Genomic DNA, 14,940 nt, shown 5'->3' on the forward strand with positions numbered 1-14,940 from the left:
TTCGGGTGGAGTCGGGGCGATCGGCGGTACCGTCCTTGATGACGAGTCCTGGACGGAGACCAGTGTGCCTCTACCTGACGATGACTACACCGGGTCCCGGATCCGCGAGCAGCGGCGACTGCACCACCTGACGCAGCGACAGCTGGCCGACCGGATCCCGTACAGCCTCAGCCTCCTGAATCAGGTCGAGTGCGGTGCCCGCCGCGCCTCGGCTGGTCTCGTGGCAGCCGTGGCTCAGGCCATCGGGGTGAACGCGTCCGATCTGGTAGGACCCCCCGCTGTGACGTCGCTGCCGCCTGACCGCCTGGTCGCGCTGGTCGCCCCCATCCGCGAAGCCCTCGACCGATTCGACCTCGGCCCGAACGCCGACCTCCCCGCAGTCCGCCCGGTGCGCGAGCTGGCGACTGCGGCGGACGCGCTGTGCCGGCAGGTTCGTGCCACCAACTTGCGCGCTGCTGCCCGCGCCCTGCCCGCTCTGGTCCTGGAGCTGACGCACACCGTCTACGCCGCGCCGTCGACGGAGGCCTGGCGGGCCCTGGCCTCCGCCTACCGGACCGCGCACGACGTCGCCCTGAAATTGGATCATCCCGACCTTGCTCGTGTCGCCCTCGACCGGATGGGCTGGGCCGCCGGCCATGCCTCGGACCCGTGTGTCGAGGCCGTCCAGCGGTACAAGCGGGCCACCCTGTGGCGGTGCTCGACAAGCACGCACCTCATCATCGCGGGTCAAGCTCTGCTGGAGGGGCGGTCGACCCGCGAGGCCCTTGCGGTCACCGGGCAGCTGCACTTGGGCCTCGCCACCGTGGCCGCCAAGGACGGCGACGCGGCCGCAGTGGAGTCACACCTGGAAGCCGCCCGGGTTCTGGCCGGCCGCGTAGGCGGCGAGGCCGGAGACGTGCACTGGCTGTCGTTCGGGGCGATGAACGTGCGGCTGCACGAGCTGGGCGCGTCCATCGCCATGAGGCAGTTCGACACGGCCCTCGGGCAGGCGCGGGCGCTGACCGTGCCGGACGCGATGCTGACGTCCCGACGAGCCCGCTACATGGTGGATCGAGCGCTCGTGGAGATGGAGGCCGGCTCGCCGAAGGCGTCATTGCGGTACCTGGCGCAGGCCCGCCGTGTGGCGCCGGAGCAGACTCGGCACCTGCCGGGCACGCGGACCACGATCCGTGGGCTGGTGCACATGTCGAGGCGGGCGCCGGACGGTCTGGGCGGCATGGCCCGCTGGATCGGGCTCTAACGCTTGCAGGCACTCACAATTCTGTGAGCGTTCACGGCTTCCCGGGCCGTCAGGCTGGTGTCACCATCCGCTGACGACGCTGGGGAGCCGGACAGATGGCCGAGGTGTACGAGTACGTCGAGCACGCCCTCCTGCGCAAACGGGTCCGTGACATCGCGTCCGGTGTCGAGGGCGTGTTGATGGCTGTCGTCCACGAGAACGTGTCGGACACCGGCGTCGATCGGTGGGTGGACCTGGCGTACGTTCGACCCGCGTCCGGCCGCGAGTTCTCGACCGTCGTCTCGAACGTGGAGCCGGCGTGACCGCGGGCCGGATCTGCGCACGCTGCCAACGCGCCCTTGACAGCGACTTCGAGACTGTCGTCGTCACTCGCCATCCGGCGCCCGGCCGGACATCATCCTGCACCGGAAGTCCGACCCGGCCTGCCGGCCGGTCACCGCGGCCGAACGCGAGCGCGGCCACTGAACTCCCGGTCACCGGTGCTCCGCCGTCACCGGCGGCCGGGTTCCCCACTCCTGCACTGTCCTGCACACGTCCAAGGGAGACGCATGTCCACGCCCGTACCTCCCCTCTGCCGGACCAGCCCGGACACCCCCGCCCCCATGAGCACTGGAGGCACCATGCCCCTCACCGTTCGGGACCCCCGCACCCTCATCACCCGCGCCGAGTTCGAGGCCGTCGCCGCGACGGTCGGCAGCAACAACCCGGACATCGCGCAGGCAGACGCGGAACGCATCACCTTGGAAGCCATCAAATTCGTCGCGGCCGCAGCCCGGTTCCCAGGGGGCATGCGGCCGTCCCGGACCGTGGACGAGGGATGGCACGCGCTCATCCTGCACACCAGGATCTACGCGAAGCTGTGTCACGACCTCGGCCGCTTCGTACACCACATGCCGGAGCCGCCCGACCACACCCGGCACAACCCGGGCGCCCTCGACCGTACGCAACGGCGCATCACCAAGGCCGGTTTCGCTACCGACGCCGCACTCTGGCGGGGACCACTCACGGGCATGCCGGTCGCGGCGCAGTGCGAGCACTCCAGCAACTGCGGCGATACGGACTGCTCCGGCAACTGCCGCGACGACCACCCGAACTGAGCTACGCTGACCGGTCATGACCTCGTGGGAGAGCCCTGATCACGGACCGCTCATCAACCACCTCCGGGAGCTGCGCCGCAAGGGCAACGTTCCGCGTCGCCGCACTGAGATGAGAGGGTGCGTCGCGTGCCGCGGCATCCGGCGCACGATCCTCGTCGACGGTGAGCAGCAGGTCGTGTACAGCGAGCCGTGCCTGGCGTGCCAGGGCGGTGGCTCCACCGAGAAGGCTCACACCCCAGCCTGACGCTCCGCCCGCCCCGACCGACCGGCAGTCCCCCCGCCGGCCGGTCGGGGCGTTGCCTCCCCCAGAGTCGCGTACCCCTGAGTGCCCCCTTGGGGAGTGGAAGACGTCGGGCCCCGACCCGGTGATCGGCCGCCGGCCGGCCGCACCCGTACGGGTGCCCGCCCGGGAGCGGGCACCCCCGGCGGTCAGCCGGCGGACTTGGAGCGCTGCCATTCCTCGGCGTAGTCGTTGAAGATCGCCCGCAGGTGGTGGCCGATCTTCAGGTAGTCGAGGTCGTCGAGGTTGGCCAGGGAGACCCGGACCGACCATTGGGGACCGTCGAACCCGCCGCCGTTGAGGAGGACGACGGAGGTCTGTTCGGCGAGTCGGAAGAGCGGGTCGACCGGTTCGTAGTTCTTCTCCAGGAAGTCGGCGAAGTCCTTGCCGTGGACCCGTTCGGCCTCGGCGAGCAGGTCCAGCTCGATGTAGTAGCCGGCCCGCTTGTCGTCCTCGCTGATCTTCATCTGGGCGCCCTCCAGGAGGAGGTCGAGGCGTCGGTGGACGATCTGTCGGATGCGGGCCTTGTAGGCCTGGCCCTCGTCGAGCATGTCGAAGAGGGAGAAGAGCACCATCATCGTCTGCTGCGGCAGCGACAGGCCGGCGGTGTGGTTGAGGGCGACGGACCGGGAGTCGGCGACCAACCGGTCGATGAAGCGGATGGAGCCCGGGTCCAGGGTCAGGGTCCCGTACCGCTTGGCGAGGCGGTCCTTCCGGTCCTGGGGGAACGCCGCGATCATCTCGTCGATGACGTTGTCGTCGTGCAGGCCGATGACTCCGAGGCGCCAGCCCGTGCAGCCGTAGTGCTTGGAGTACGAGTACACGAGCAGCGTGTTGCGCGGGAGTTCGGCCGCGAGGGAGCGGAAGCCGGGTACGAAGGTGCCGTAGACGTCGTCGGTGACGATCAGCAGGTTGGGGTTGGGGCCGGCCACGATCTCCTTGATCTGGTCGGTGACCCGGTCGCTGAGCGCGAGGGACGGCGGGTTGCTCGGGTTGACCAGGCAGACGAGTTTGACGGACGGGTCGGCGAGCTTGGCGATTTCCTCCTCCGGGTAGCGCCACTGGCGCACCCCGGTCTCGGCGAACAGGCTCGCGGAGACGTTGACCACGTCGAACTCGAAGGTGTCGAGTTCGGGGATCTCGATGTACGGGGTGAACACCGGGGTCAGCAGGGCGATCCTGTCGCCCTTGTGGAGGATCCCGTTCTTCATCAGGGAGTCGAAGATGTAGCACATGGCTGCCGTACCGCCCTCGGTCGCGAAGAGCGAGAGGGTGTCGTGCGGCGGGCGCTCGTCGAACATCTCGTCGGAGACGTAGCCGCGGACGATGTGCTCGGCGTGGGTCAGCATCCGGTCCGGGACCGGGTAGTTGTCGCCGGTGATCGCGTCGGTCAGCTCGTGGATGAACGCGTCCTTGTCGAACGGCCAGCGCGTGAGGGCGTACTGGACGCAGGCGGACAGCATCTCGACGCCGGGGAGTTCGGGGTGACGGCGCACCCAGGACTCGAAGCGACCGCCGATGCCCTTCTTCTCCGGCATCCCGCCGAGGTTGTCGGCGGTCCAGACCCGACGGGACTCGTCGAGGGCGAAGTAGCCGAGCGCGTAGAACGCCTCGCGCGGTCCGGTGGCGATCCAGTTGGGGTTGCCGCGGCCCGCGTTGAGCATGGCGCGGGCGGTGGTCTCCTTCTGGCCGGGCTTGCCCTCCTGGGCCGCCGTGGCCAGTTGGATGAACTTGTCCTTGAGCTCGAAGGGGCTGAGCTGGGCGAAGGACTGGATCTCCTCGCGGCTGAAGCTGGTCTCCGGCACGGTGGTTCCTTACGTAGGCGGTGCGGCTCTGACGGCGGTACGGGTCGGACGGCGGTACGGGTCGGACGGCGCGTCGGTCGGACGGCGCGCGGGCCGGTGCGGGGTCAGTGGTGGAGGAGGACGATGACGGCGCCCCAGATGGTCAGCAGCACATTGCTGATGGCGTAGGGGATCGTGTAGCCGAGCACCGGCACCTGGGACTTGGACTGTTCGACCACGGCGCCGATCGCGGCCGTGGTGGTCTGGCCGCCCGCGAGGACCCCCATCAGGATCGGGAAGCGGATCTTCTGGATGTGGTGGCCGACGAGGAAGCCCACGAGCAGCGGGATCAGCGTGGCGACGGCCCCGAAGATCAGCAGGCCCCAGCCGGCCAGGGCCAGTCCGCTGGTGAAGCTGGGCCCGGCGTTGATGCCGACGACCGCGACGAAGAGGCAGAGTCCGAAGGTGTCCATGAACCACTGGGCTCCGGGCGGGACGTTCCCGTACGTCGGGTACTTGCCCCGGATCCAGCCGAACACCAGGCCCATGATCAGTGCGCCGCCCGAGGTGGACAGGGAGATCGGTACGCCGCCGGCCGTGAGGGCGGGGATGCCGAGGCAGCCGCCGAGGAAGATGCCGAGGCCCACCCAGATCATGTCGGTGGCGAAGCTCGTCGGAACCGGTTTGCCGAGGGCGGCGCCGGCCGGGTCCACGAGGCGCTTCGGCCCCGAAAGGATCACCGTGTCACCGCGCTCGACGGGGGTGCTGAGCCGGTAGGGGAACTCGGCGCCCGCCCGGTACAGCTTGTCGATGTACACGCCGACCATGAACGGTTCGGCACGCAGTTCGGCGATGGTCCGGCCCAACTGGGCCTTCTCGGAGACCACCACGTGCAGGGTCTCGGTCTGGTAGCCCAACAGCTCGACGTCGTCGGTCTCGGGGCCGATGTGGCTGCGCGCGTCGAACGCCACCAGGGAGTCGCGCAGGGCGGAGACCGCCACCACGTCGCCCTCGCGCAGGGCGGTCCGCTGGGTGTGGTCGATGATCGCGCCGTCGCGGCGGATCCGGGTGAGGTAGATGCGGCGGCCGAGCGCCTTCTGCTGCTGCTCGAAGTCCTCGATGGTGCGACCCACCAGGTCCGGCATGACCATGGTGTAGGCGCGCAGGACGACCTCGTAGTACCCCTCGTGCAGGTCCGGGTCGTCGGCGGGCGCGTCCATCTCGACGGCGAGCCTGGCGCTCTCGGCGGCCAGGTCCCGGCGGTAGATCCGGGGCAGGATCGAGGCCAGCAGGATCGCGCAGAGGATGGTGCCGAGCGGGTAGGTGACCGCGTAGCCGACGGCGACGAGGTTCTCCTGCTCCTTGACCTGGTCGGCCGACAGGCCCGGCAGGTTGCCGATGGCGTCCTGTGCGACACCGATGACGGCGGACTGGGTCAGCGCCCCGCCGAGCAGGCCGGCGCTGAGGCCCGGCCCGTAACCGAGGAAGGAGGCGAACCCCCAGCAGACCAGCAGGCCGGTCACGCAGACGATGACGGCGTTGATGACCTGGGGCAGGCCGTCCTTCTTCAGGCCCCGGAAGAACTGGGGACCGACCTTGTAGCCGAGTGCGAAGAGGAACATCGTGAAGAAGAGGTTCTTCACGGTCCCGTCGATGGTGATCTTGAATTGCGCTCCGAACACCAGGCCCACGATCAGGCAGCCCGTCACGGCGCCCAGGGCGATCGCCTTGTAGCGGAGCTTGCCGGCGAGGAACCCGACGGCCACCGTGAGGAAGACGAGCAGCTCGGGGTGGGGCTGGAAGATGTTCCGGTTCAAGAAATCGATCATGTGGGTGCCATCCGTTGGTGTACGGGGCTCAGGCGCCGAGGATCCCGACGAGGATCGGACCGGTCAGGGGCAGCAGGAAGTTGGACAGGGCGTAGGTGATCGTGTAGCCGAGCATCGGTACGGAGCTCTGCGCCACCTGGGTGACGGAGGTGATGGCCGGGGTGGAGCACTGCTGGCCCGCGATCGCTCCGATCAGCAGAGGTGGCTCGATCTTCAGGAGCTTGCGGCCGATGACGAGCGAGAGCGTGGCCGGTACGAGGACCATGGCGATCCCGGCGAAGGGCAGCAGCGCCCCGTACTCCTTGAGCAGCGGCCAGGCCTGCGGGCCGGAGGTCAGGCCGGTGCAGGCGATGAACACCGCGAGGCCCATGTCCTTGATGGTGGTCGCGGCCTGGGGAGGGAACGCGCCGAAGGTCTGGCGGCGGGACCGGAACCAGCCGAAGAGCAGTCCGGAGACCAGGCAGCCGCCGCCGGTGCCCAGCGAGAGCGGGACGCCCCCGAAGCGGACGACGACCTGACCGAGGAGGGAGCCGGCGGCGATGCCGAGTCCGAGGTAGACGAAGTCGGTGGAGTCGTTCTTCGCGACGGTCCCGATCTTCGCGACGATCTTGTTCAGGCCGGAGCGGGCACCGACGAGGGTGACGACGTCGCCGCGTTCGATGACCGTCTCGGGGGTGGCGGGCAGGTTCTGGTCGCCGCGGAGCACGTCGGTGACGTACACGCCGCTGCGGGAGAACTCGGGGTGCTCGTGGACGATCCGGTCGATGGTCTTGCCGGACACGGAACGGTCGGTCACCGCGATCTGGCTGGTGACGAGCGGGGTGTCCACGCCCGGGATGCCGGGGGTCTCCGGGCCGATGGCGCGGCCCGCCTCGATGGTGTTCGAGCGGCGGCCGACGATCAGGACCAGGTCGGAGAGGGTGAGCGCGAGGTCCGGTGCCGGGGTCAGCGTCCTGGAGCCCCGTTTGACGGCCTCCACGGTGACCCGGCCGCCGAAGCCGGCCTCCAGGTCGCCGACCGTGCGGCCGTCGGCGGTCGTGACCAGGTAGGTCCGGCCGACCAGGCCGGGCAGGGCCTCCCGCTCGTCGCTCTCCAGGGCAGCCCCGCCCCCGCGCATCCGCTCCCACAGCTCGCGGGAGGCGTCGCGCAGGTTGACGCGCAGCAGCATCGGCATGATCTGGCTGGTGTAGATCACGATGGTGACCAGGCCGAAGAGGTAGCAGACCGTGTAGGCGGTGGCCACGTGGCCCTGGTAGGTGGTGATCTGCTCCGCGGTCAGGCCGGGCAGTTTGGCGATGGCCTCGGTGGCGGTGCCGACGACGGCCGATTCGGTGGCGGCGCCGGCCAGGATGCCGGAGGCGGTGCCGACGTCCAGGTCGAAGGCCTTCGCCAGCAGGTAGGCGAGGCCGAGGACGCAGACCAGCTCGATGAGGCAGAGCGCGAAGAAGCGCATGCTCTTGCGGTTGAGGTTGGCGAAGAACTGCGGGCCCGCCAGGTAGCCGAGGGCGAAGATGAACAGGGCGAAGAAGATCGTCTTGACGTCGGCGGAGATCTCGATGTGGGCCCAGGCGCCCAGCAGCAGCGAGACGATCAGCGTGCCGCAGATGCCGCCGAGCGTGATCGGGCCGACCCGCAGCTTGCCCAGGAGGTAGCCGGCCGCCAGGCACAGGAACAGGGCCAGTTCGGGATGGTCACGCAGCACTCCCACGGACGGTCACCCCGTCCCGATGGGCGGGCCCGGGGGCCCGGGAGAACGTGTCGACATTACCCCACGGTCGCCCGGTGGGCGGGGGCCCGCCCACCGGGTGGGCCGTCCGGGCTACGGCGTCTCGTACAGCCCCTCGATCAGGGCTCCGTACTTCTCCCGGACGACACGGCGGCGCAGCTTCAGCGAGGGCGTCAGCTCACCGGACTCCGGCCCCCATTCCGCGGCGAGCAGCCGGAACCGTTTGATCTGCTCGGTGCGGTTGAGGCGGGCGTTGGCGGCCTCAACGGCGCGGGCGACCTCGTCCAGGACGGCCGGGTGGGCGGCGAGCGCGTCGAGGGAAGGGGCGTCGATCCCGCGGGCGGCGGCCCAGCCCGGCGCCAGTTCGGGGTCGAGGACCAGCAGGGCGACGAGGTAGGAGCGGCCGTCGCCGTGCACCAGGGCCTGGCCGATCAGCGGATGCTCCTTGACGGTGTTCTCCACCAGGGCCGGGGACACGTTCTTCCCGTTCGAGGTGATGATCAGTTCCTTCTTGCGGTCGGTCAGCCACAGGAAGCCGTCCGCGTCGATCCGGCCGATGTCCCCGGTCGGGAACCAGCCGTCGGCGTCGGACGCGTCCTCCACCGATCCGTCGGGCCGCAGGTAGCCGGCGAAGACGGTCTCGCCCCGGGTGAGGATCTCCCCGTCCTCGGCGACACGCAGTTCCAGCCCCTCGATGGGACGGCCCACCGAGCCCAGCCGGAAGTCGTCGGGGCTGTTGACGGTGCACACGCCGGAAGTCTCGGTCAGCCCCCAGGCGTCCATGATGGTGATCCCCCAGCCCGCCCAGAAACGCACCACGTCGATCGGCATCGGCGCGGTGGCGCTGGCCGTCCACACGAGCCGGTCCAGCCCGGCCAGGCGCAGCAGCGGTTCCAGGACCCGCTCGCGCGCCTCGGCGTACGAGGCTTCGAGCGCGGCCGGCGCGTCCTCCCCGCGTTCGCGGTGGCCGGCCCGCGCCCGGGCCAGGTCCCCCGCCTCGTCGATGGCCCGCTGCTGCTCCTGCGGCAGTTGGGCGAGGACGGCCCGGACTCCGGCGGCGAGCTTCTCCCACACCCGGGGCACCCCGAAGAACTGCACGGGGTGCAGTTCGCGGACGGCGGCCGCCACGGCGGTGGGGTCGCCGACGAGCCGGACGTGGGCGGCGCGCAGCAGCGGCAGGTAGATGCCGAGGATCCGCTCCGCGATGTGCGCGAACGGCAGGTAGCAGATGTGCTCGGCGTGCTCCGGCAGGTCCGTGTTCCGGTCGAGGCGGACGGCCTGGAGCATGATGTTGCGGTGGGTCAGGCGTACGCCCTTGGGGTCCCCGGTGGTGCCGGAGGTGTAGACGACGGTCAACGGGTCCTCGGGGCGGGTCTCCCGCCAGGCCTTCTCGAAGGCGTCGGCGCTGTGCAGGCGGGCGCCGCTCGCGTGCAGCGATCCGTAGGTGCGGTGCGGGCCCGCCTGGGCGGCCTCGGCGACCACGAGGCGTTCCAGGGGGACGGAGGCGTCGGCCAGCAGCGGTTCCCACCGGGCGAGTTCGCGTGCGCCCTCGACGACGGCCAGCCGGGCCCGGCTGTGGCGGGCGATGTGGGCTATCTGTTCGGGTGCGGAGGTTCCGTACACGGTGACGGGCACGGCGCCGAGGTGGACGAGGGCGAGGTCGGTGAGCCAGTGCTCGGGCCGGTTGCCCATCATCAGCAGCACGTGTTCGCCGCGCTCGACGCCGAGGGCGGCGTACCCGGAGGCGAGGACGGCGACCTTGCGGCGGACCTCGCTCCAGGTGAGGGTCCGCCACTGCGTGCCCTCGCGCCAGGACAGCGCGGCGAGGGAGCCGTGATCGGCGGCGTTGCGTGCGAGCAGGGCGGGGAGGGTGATCTCCCCGGGTTGTCCGGGCAGTCGCAGGTTCGTGGTCATGGGCAGCTCCTGGCCGTTTCACATCGTTGGTGCGACAGCAATACTGTTGAACCCAAGCTGTGGAGCAGAGAGCGAGGCGCAGACGATGGCCGACCGGGCAACCGAGCCGATGCTCACCGTCGACGAGCTGGCGTCGAAGGCCGGCGTCACCGTCCGCACCGTACGGTTCTACAGCACGCGCGGGCTTTTGCCCCCTCCCGTGATCGGACCCCGTCGGGTGGGGCACTACGGCCCGGAGCACGTGTCCCGGCTGGCGCTGATCGAGGAGTTGCAGCACCAGGGCATGACCCTGTCCGCGATCCAGCGCTACCTGGACGCACTGCCCGACGACCTGAGCGCGCACGACCTGGCCATCCACCGGGCCTTGGTGGCCACCTGGGCCCCGGACGCGGCCGAGGAGGTGTCGCGCGGCGAGCTGGAGCGTCGGGCCGGCCGGGACCTGACGGACGGTGACCTGCGCCGGCTGGCCGCGATGAACGTGGTGGCCGCCTCGGGCGACGGGTTCCGCGTCGATCCGGGCCTGTTGCGGCTGGGGGTGGCGCTCCTCGACGTGCCGATCGCCCACGAGACGATCCTGGTGGCCCGGACGTTGCTGCTGGAGCACGCGCGGACGGCGGCGCACCAGCTGACGACGCTGTTCCGCGACGAGGTGTGGGGGCCGTTCACCGAGGGCGAGAGCGATCCCGAGCGGGTGGAGTCGATGAAGGCGCTGTCCGCGCACATGCAGCCGATGGTCGTGCAGGCGTTGGTGACGGCCTTCCAACGGTCCCTGAAGGAGGAGCTGCGCGCGGCGTTCGCCCCCGGGTCGGACTGAGGACAAGGCCCTCGCGCGGACCCGGTGGCCCGAGTAGTTTCGCGATCATGGCAGTCATCCACCACACCACACTGACCCCGACCAAGGTCGAACTCCTCGCCGCCTGGCTCCCGACGCGGCCCTGGTACCGGGGCGCCGCGGTCGCCCCGGAGCTCGCCAGGGCGGGCGGGTTCCGGCTCGACGACCCCGAGGGCGAGGTCGGCATCGAGTTCCTGGTCGTCACGGACGGCGCCGACGGCGCCGCGCCGGCCTACCTGACGCCGCTCACCTACCGCGGAGCCCCGCTCGACGGCGGGGAAGCGGGCCTGATCGGGACGTTGGAGCACGGCGTGCTCGGCAAGCGCTGGGTCTACGACGGGGCCCACGATCCCGTGCTGGTCGCCCAGTTGTTCGCACTGTTGGCGGGCCGCGTCGAGGCGCAGGCGCAGAGCGAGAGCGACTCCCCCGACCCGACGGTGGAGGTGCGCACCGTCGCCGCCGTCCCCGCCGCGCCGGCGCGGGTGACGGAGAGCGCCGACGCCACCGTCCTCGCGGCGGCGCAGGGGGCGCCGGTGACCCTGACCCTGAGCCGGGTGCTGCGTCCGGGGGCCGCCTCCGGGGAGGACGTGCGCGGGCAGGTACTGGCCCGCTGGTCCGCCCCGGACGGCGGCGAGCGGCGCGGCGCCTTCGCGGTGCTGCGCGACGCCCGGTAGGCCGCCTCCTGCCGGGCCCGCGACGCCCGGCAGGATCCGAGGAGACGACCTGGGCCGGCCCGCCGGCGGCCGTCCCGGTCCCGGGGTCGGGACGGGGACGGCCGTGCGCGCCGGCGGCGCTCAGTCGGCGTACGTCTCGCCGCGTTCGGCCTTCGCCACGAGGGAGGCGGGCGGGGTGAAGCGCTCGCCGTACTTCTCGGCGAGTTCGCGGGCGCGGGCGACGAAGCCGGGCAGGCCGCCCTCGTAGCCGTTGACGTACTGGATCACGCCGCCGGTCCAGGCGGGGAAGCCGATGCCCATGATGGAGCCGATGTTGGCGTCGGCGATCGAGGTGAGCACGCCCTCGTCGAGGCAGCGGACGGTGTCCAGGGCCTCGGAGAACAGCATCCGCTCCTTCATGTCCTCGAAGGGGATCTCGTACCCGTCCTTGGTGAAGTGCTCGCGCAGGCCGGGCCAGATGCGGGCGCGCTTGCCGGCGTCGTCGTACTCGTAGAAGCCCGCGCCGCCGCTGCGGCCGGGGCGGGAGAACTCGTCGACCATCCGGTCGATGACGGTGTCGGCCGGGTGCTCGGCCCAGGCGCGGCCCTCGGCCTCGAAGGCCTTGCGGGTCTCGTTGCGGATCTTGCGCGGGAGGGTGAGGGTGAGCTCGTCCATCAGGGAGAGCACCTTGGCCGGGTAGCCGGCCTGGGCGGCGGCCTGCTCGATCGAGGCGGGCTCGATGCCCTCCCCGACCATCGCGACGCCCTCGTTGATGAACTGGCCGATGACCCGCGAGGTGAAGAAGCCGCGCGAGTCGTTGACGACGATCGGCGTCTTGTTGATCCGGCGGACCAGGTCGAAGGCGCGGGCGATGGCCTCGTCGCCGGTGCGCTCGCCCTTGATGATCTCGACGAGGGGCATCTTGTCGACGGGCGAGAAGAAGTGCAGGCCGATGAAGTCGGCGGGCCGCTTGACGCCTTCGGCGAGTCCGGAGATCGGCAGGGTCGAGGTGTTGGAGCAGAGCAGCGCGTCGGGCGCGATGACGTCCTGGATCTCCTGGAACACCTTGTGCTTGAGGGAGGTGTCCTCGAAGACGGCCTCGATCACGGCGTCGCAGCCGGCCAGGTCGGCGGGGTCCGCGGTGGGGGTGATCCGGGCGAGGAGTTCGGCGCGCTCGGCCTCGGTGGTGCGGCCCCGCGAGAGCGCCTTGTCGAGGAGCTTCTCGGAGTACGCCTTGCCCTTGGCGGCGGCCTCCGGGGTGACGTCCTTGAGCACCACGTCGATGCCCGCGCGGGCGCAGGAGTAGGCGATGCCGGCGCCCATCATGCCCGCGCCGAGGACGGCGACCTTACGGACCTCGCGGGGCTCGACGCCGTCGGGGCGGCTACGGCCGGCGTTGACGGCCTGGAGGTCGAAGAAGAACGCCTGGATCATGTTCTTGGCGGTCTGCCCGGTGACCAGCTCGGTGAAGTAGCGGGCCTCGATGGTCAGCGCGGTCTCGAAGTCCACCTGGGAGCCTTCGACGGCGCAGGCCAGGATGTTGCGCGGCGCCGGGTACGGGGCGCCGTTCAGCTGCTTCTTCAGGTTGGCGGGGAAGGCCGGGAGGTTGGCGGCGAACCGCGGGTTGGACGGGGTGCCGCCGGGGATCCTGTAGCCGGGGACGTCCCACGGCTGCTGCGACTGCGGGTTGGCGTCGATGAAGGCGCGGGCCTTGGCCAGCATCTCCTCGCGGTCGGCGGCCAGTTCGTGGACCAGCCCGTTCTCCAGGGCCCGGGCCGGGTTGTACTGGGTGCCCTGGAGCAGGACCTTGAGCAGCGCGTCGGCGATGCCCATGAGGCGGACGGTACGGGTGACGCCGCCGCCGGCGGGCAGCAGGCCGAGGGTGACCTCGGGCAGACCGATCCTGGAGCCGGGCGCGTCGAGCGCGACGCGGTGGTGGGAGGCGAGGCAGATCTCGTAACCACCGCCGAGGGCCGCTCCGTTGATCGCGGCGACGACGGGCTTGCCCAGGGTTTCGATGCGGCGCAGCGAGCGCTTGATCTCGGTGCCGGTGTCGAAGGCGAGCCGTGCGTCCTCGGGCCGCAGCCGGATCATGTCCTTGAGGTCGCCGCCCGCGAAGAAGGTCTTCTTCGCGGAGGTGTAGATGATGCCGCGGATGGAGTCCTTCTCGGCCTCGGCGCGGTCGGCGATCGCGGCGATGGAGTCCTTGAAGGCCTGGTTCATGGTGTTGGCGGACTGGTCGGGGTCGTCGAGGATCAGGGTGACGACGCCGGTCTCGTCCTGTTCCCAGCGGATCGTGGTGGACTCGCTCATGGTCACTGCTTTCGTTTCGGGAGGTCCGGGGGGCGTGGGTACAGGACGGGTCAGAGGCGTTCGACGATGGTGGCGACGCCCATGCCGCCGCCGACGCACAGGGTGACGAGCCCGTAGCGCTTGTCCTGGCGCTCCAGTTCGTCGATGACCGTGCCGAGGATCATCGCGCCCGTCGCGCCCAGCGGGTGGCCGAGCGCGATGGCGCCGCCGTTGACGTTGACCTTGTCGAGGGAGACGCCCATGTCCGCGACGAAGCGCAGCACGACGCCGGCGAAGGCCTCGTTGATCTCGATGAGGTCGATGTCGTCGATGGTGAGCCCGGCCTTGGCGAGGGCCTTGCGGGTGGCGGGGGCGGGGCCGGTGAGCATGATGGTGGGCTCCGAGCCGGACACAGCGGCCGACACGATGCGGGCGCGCGGGCTCAGCCCGTTCCTCTCCCCCGCCTCGCGGGAGCCGATGGCGACGAGCGAGGCGCCGTCGACGATGCCGGAGGAGTTGCCGGCGTGGTGGACGTGGTCGATCTTCTCCACCCAGTGGTACTTCTGCAGCGCGACGGCGTCGAAGCCACCGAGGTCGCCGATGTCGGCGAAGGAGGGCTTGAGCTTGGCCAGGCTGTCGGCGGTGGTGCCGGGGCGGATGAACTCGTCGTGGTCGAGGACGACCAGGCCGTTGCGGTCGGTGACCGGGACGACGGACTTCGCGAAGCGTCCTGCCTTGACGGCCGCGGCGGCGCGTTCCTGGGAGAGCGCGGCGTACTCGTCCACGTCGCGGCGGGAGAATCCGCCGATGGTGGCGATCAGGTCGGCTCCGATGCCCTGCGGGACGAAGCCGGTGTCCCAGTTGGTCATCGGATCGGCGAACCAGGCTCCGCCGTCGGAGGCCATCGGGACGCGGGACATGGACTCGACGCCGCCCGCGAGGACCAGGTCCTCCCAGCCGGAGCGGACCTTGGCGGCGGCCGTGTTGACGGCTTCCAGGCCGGAGGCGCAGAAGCGGTTCTCCTGTACGCCCGCCACGGTGTCGGGCAGTCCGGCGGCGATGGCCGCGATCCGGGCGATGTCCGAGCCCTGGTCGCCGACGGGGCCGACGACACCGAGGACGATGTCGTCGATGGTGGCCGGGTCCAGGCCGGGGTTGCGTTCGCGCAGGGCGTGGATGAGGCCGACGACCAGGTCGATCGGCTTGGTCCCGTGCAGGGCGCCGTTGGCCTTGCCGCGGCCGCGCGGGGTGCGGATCGCGTCGTATACGTAAGCTTCGGTGCTCACTGGTCAA

The 14,940-nt window shown here is 70.7% G+C and carries 12 protein-coding genes; 6 read left to right on the forward strand and 6 right to left on the reverse strand.

Annotation, left to right across the window (positions count from 1 at the left end; all coding sequences use genetic code 11):
- Positions 1–64: 64 nt before the first annotated feature.
- The 4 genes from ACZ58N_RS14690 (at position 65) to ACZ58N_RS14705 (ending at position 2,581) form a co-directional block, all read left to right on the forward strand.
- The gene (locus ACZ58N_RS14690) at positions 65–1,240 is read left to right on the forward strand and encodes a helix-turn-helix domain-containing protein (protein WP_471158992.1); all 1,176 of its coding nucleotides are present in this window, start codon (positions 65–67) and stop codon (positions 1,238–1,240) included.
- 95 nt (positions 1,241–1,335) lie between these two features.
- The gene (locus ACZ58N_RS14695) at positions 1,336–1,542 is read left to right on the forward strand and encodes a hypothetical protein (RefSeq protein WP_471158994.1); all 207 of its coding nucleotides are present in this window, start codon (positions 1,336–1,338) and stop codon (positions 1,540–1,542) included.
- 318 nt (positions 1,543–1,860) lie between these two features.
- Positions 1,861–2,337 (forward strand): glycine-rich domain-containing protein, encoded by a 477-nt coding sequence (locus tag ACZ58N_RS14700; protein ID WP_471158995.1) that lies wholly within the window; start codon positions 1,861–1,863, stop codon positions 2,335–2,337.
- A 16-nt stretch (positions 2,338–2,353) separates the two neighbouring features.
- Positions 2,354–2,581 carry a hypothetical protein gene (locus ACZ58N_RS14705; RefSeq protein WP_471158997.1) on the forward strand — a complete coding sequence of 76 codons (228 nt, stop codon included), beginning with the start codon at positions 2,354–2,356 and terminating at the stop codon, positions 2,579–2,581.
- A 185-nt stretch (positions 2,582–2,766) separates the two neighbouring features.
- Here the strand turns inward: ACZ58N_RS14705 and ACZ58N_RS14710 are convergent, their stop codons facing one another.
- The 4 genes from ACZ58N_RS14710 to ACZ58N_RS14725 form a co-directional block, all read right to left on the reverse strand.
- Entirely contained in the window at positions 2,767–4,422 is a 1,656-nt protein-coding gene (locus ACZ58N_RS14710) for a bifunctional aspartate transaminase/aspartate 4-decarboxylase (RefSeq protein WP_471158999.1), read from the reverse strand.
- A gap of 104 nt (positions 4,423–4,526) precedes the next feature.
- Positions 4,527–6,230 (reverse strand): aspartate-alanine antiporter, encoded by a 1,704-nt coding sequence (gene aspT / locus ACZ58N_RS14715; protein WP_471159001.1) that lies wholly within the window; start codon positions 6,228–6,230, stop codon positions 4,527–4,529.
- A 28-nt stretch (positions 6,231–6,258) separates the two neighbouring features.
- Complete coding sequence (gene aspT / locus ACZ58N_RS14720; protein WP_471159003.1) at positions 6,259–7,938, reverse strand: aspartate-alanine antiporter; 1,680 nt, start codon at positions 7,936–7,938, stop codon at positions 6,259–6,261.
- 111 nt (positions 7,939–8,049) lie between these two features.
- The gene (locus ACZ58N_RS14725; RefSeq protein ID WP_471159005.1) at positions 8,050–9,870 is read right to left on the reverse strand and encodes an AMP-dependent synthetase/ligase; all 1,821 of its coding nucleotides are present in this window, start codon (positions 9,868–9,870) and stop codon (positions 8,050–8,052) included.
- Positions 9,871–9,955: 85 nt separating this feature from the next.
- On the opposite strand from ACZ58N_RS14725, the gene ACZ58N_RS14730 reads away from it, so the two are divergent.
- Positions 9,956–10,684: a MerR family transcriptional regulator gene (locus ACZ58N_RS14730; protein WP_471159007.1), complete on the forward strand. Its 729-nt coding sequence runs from the start codon at positions 9,956–9,958 to the stop codon at positions 10,682–10,684.
- A gap of 47 nt (positions 10,685–10,731) precedes the next feature.
- Entirely contained in the window at positions 10,732–11,376 is a 645-nt protein-coding gene (locus tag ACZ58N_RS14735; RefSeq protein ID WP_471159009.1) for a maltokinase N-terminal cap-like domain-containing protein, read from the forward strand.
- 120 nt (positions 11,377–11,496) lie between these two features.
- Here ACZ58N_RS14735 and ACZ58N_RS14740 read toward each other — a convergent pair whose 3' ends face one another.
- Both ACZ58N_RS14740 and ACZ58N_RS14745 read right to left on the reverse strand, forming a co-directional pair.
- Positions 11,497–13,668: a 3-hydroxyacyl-CoA dehydrogenase NAD-binding domain-containing protein gene (locus ACZ58N_RS14740; RefSeq protein ID WP_471159011.1), complete on the reverse strand. Its 2,172-nt coding sequence runs from the start codon at positions 13,666–13,668 to the stop codon at positions 11,497–11,499.
- Positions 13,669–13,718: 50 nt separating this feature from the next.
- Positions 13,719–14,933, reverse strand: coding sequence for an acetyl-CoA C-acetyltransferase (locus ACZ58N_RS14745; RefSeq protein WP_471159013.1), 1,215 nt, complete (start codon positions 14,931–14,933; stop codon positions 13,719–13,721).
- Positions 14,934–14,940: the final 7 nt, after the last annotated feature.

Source organism: Streptomyces sp. NPDC040432 (genome assembly GCF_055595445.1).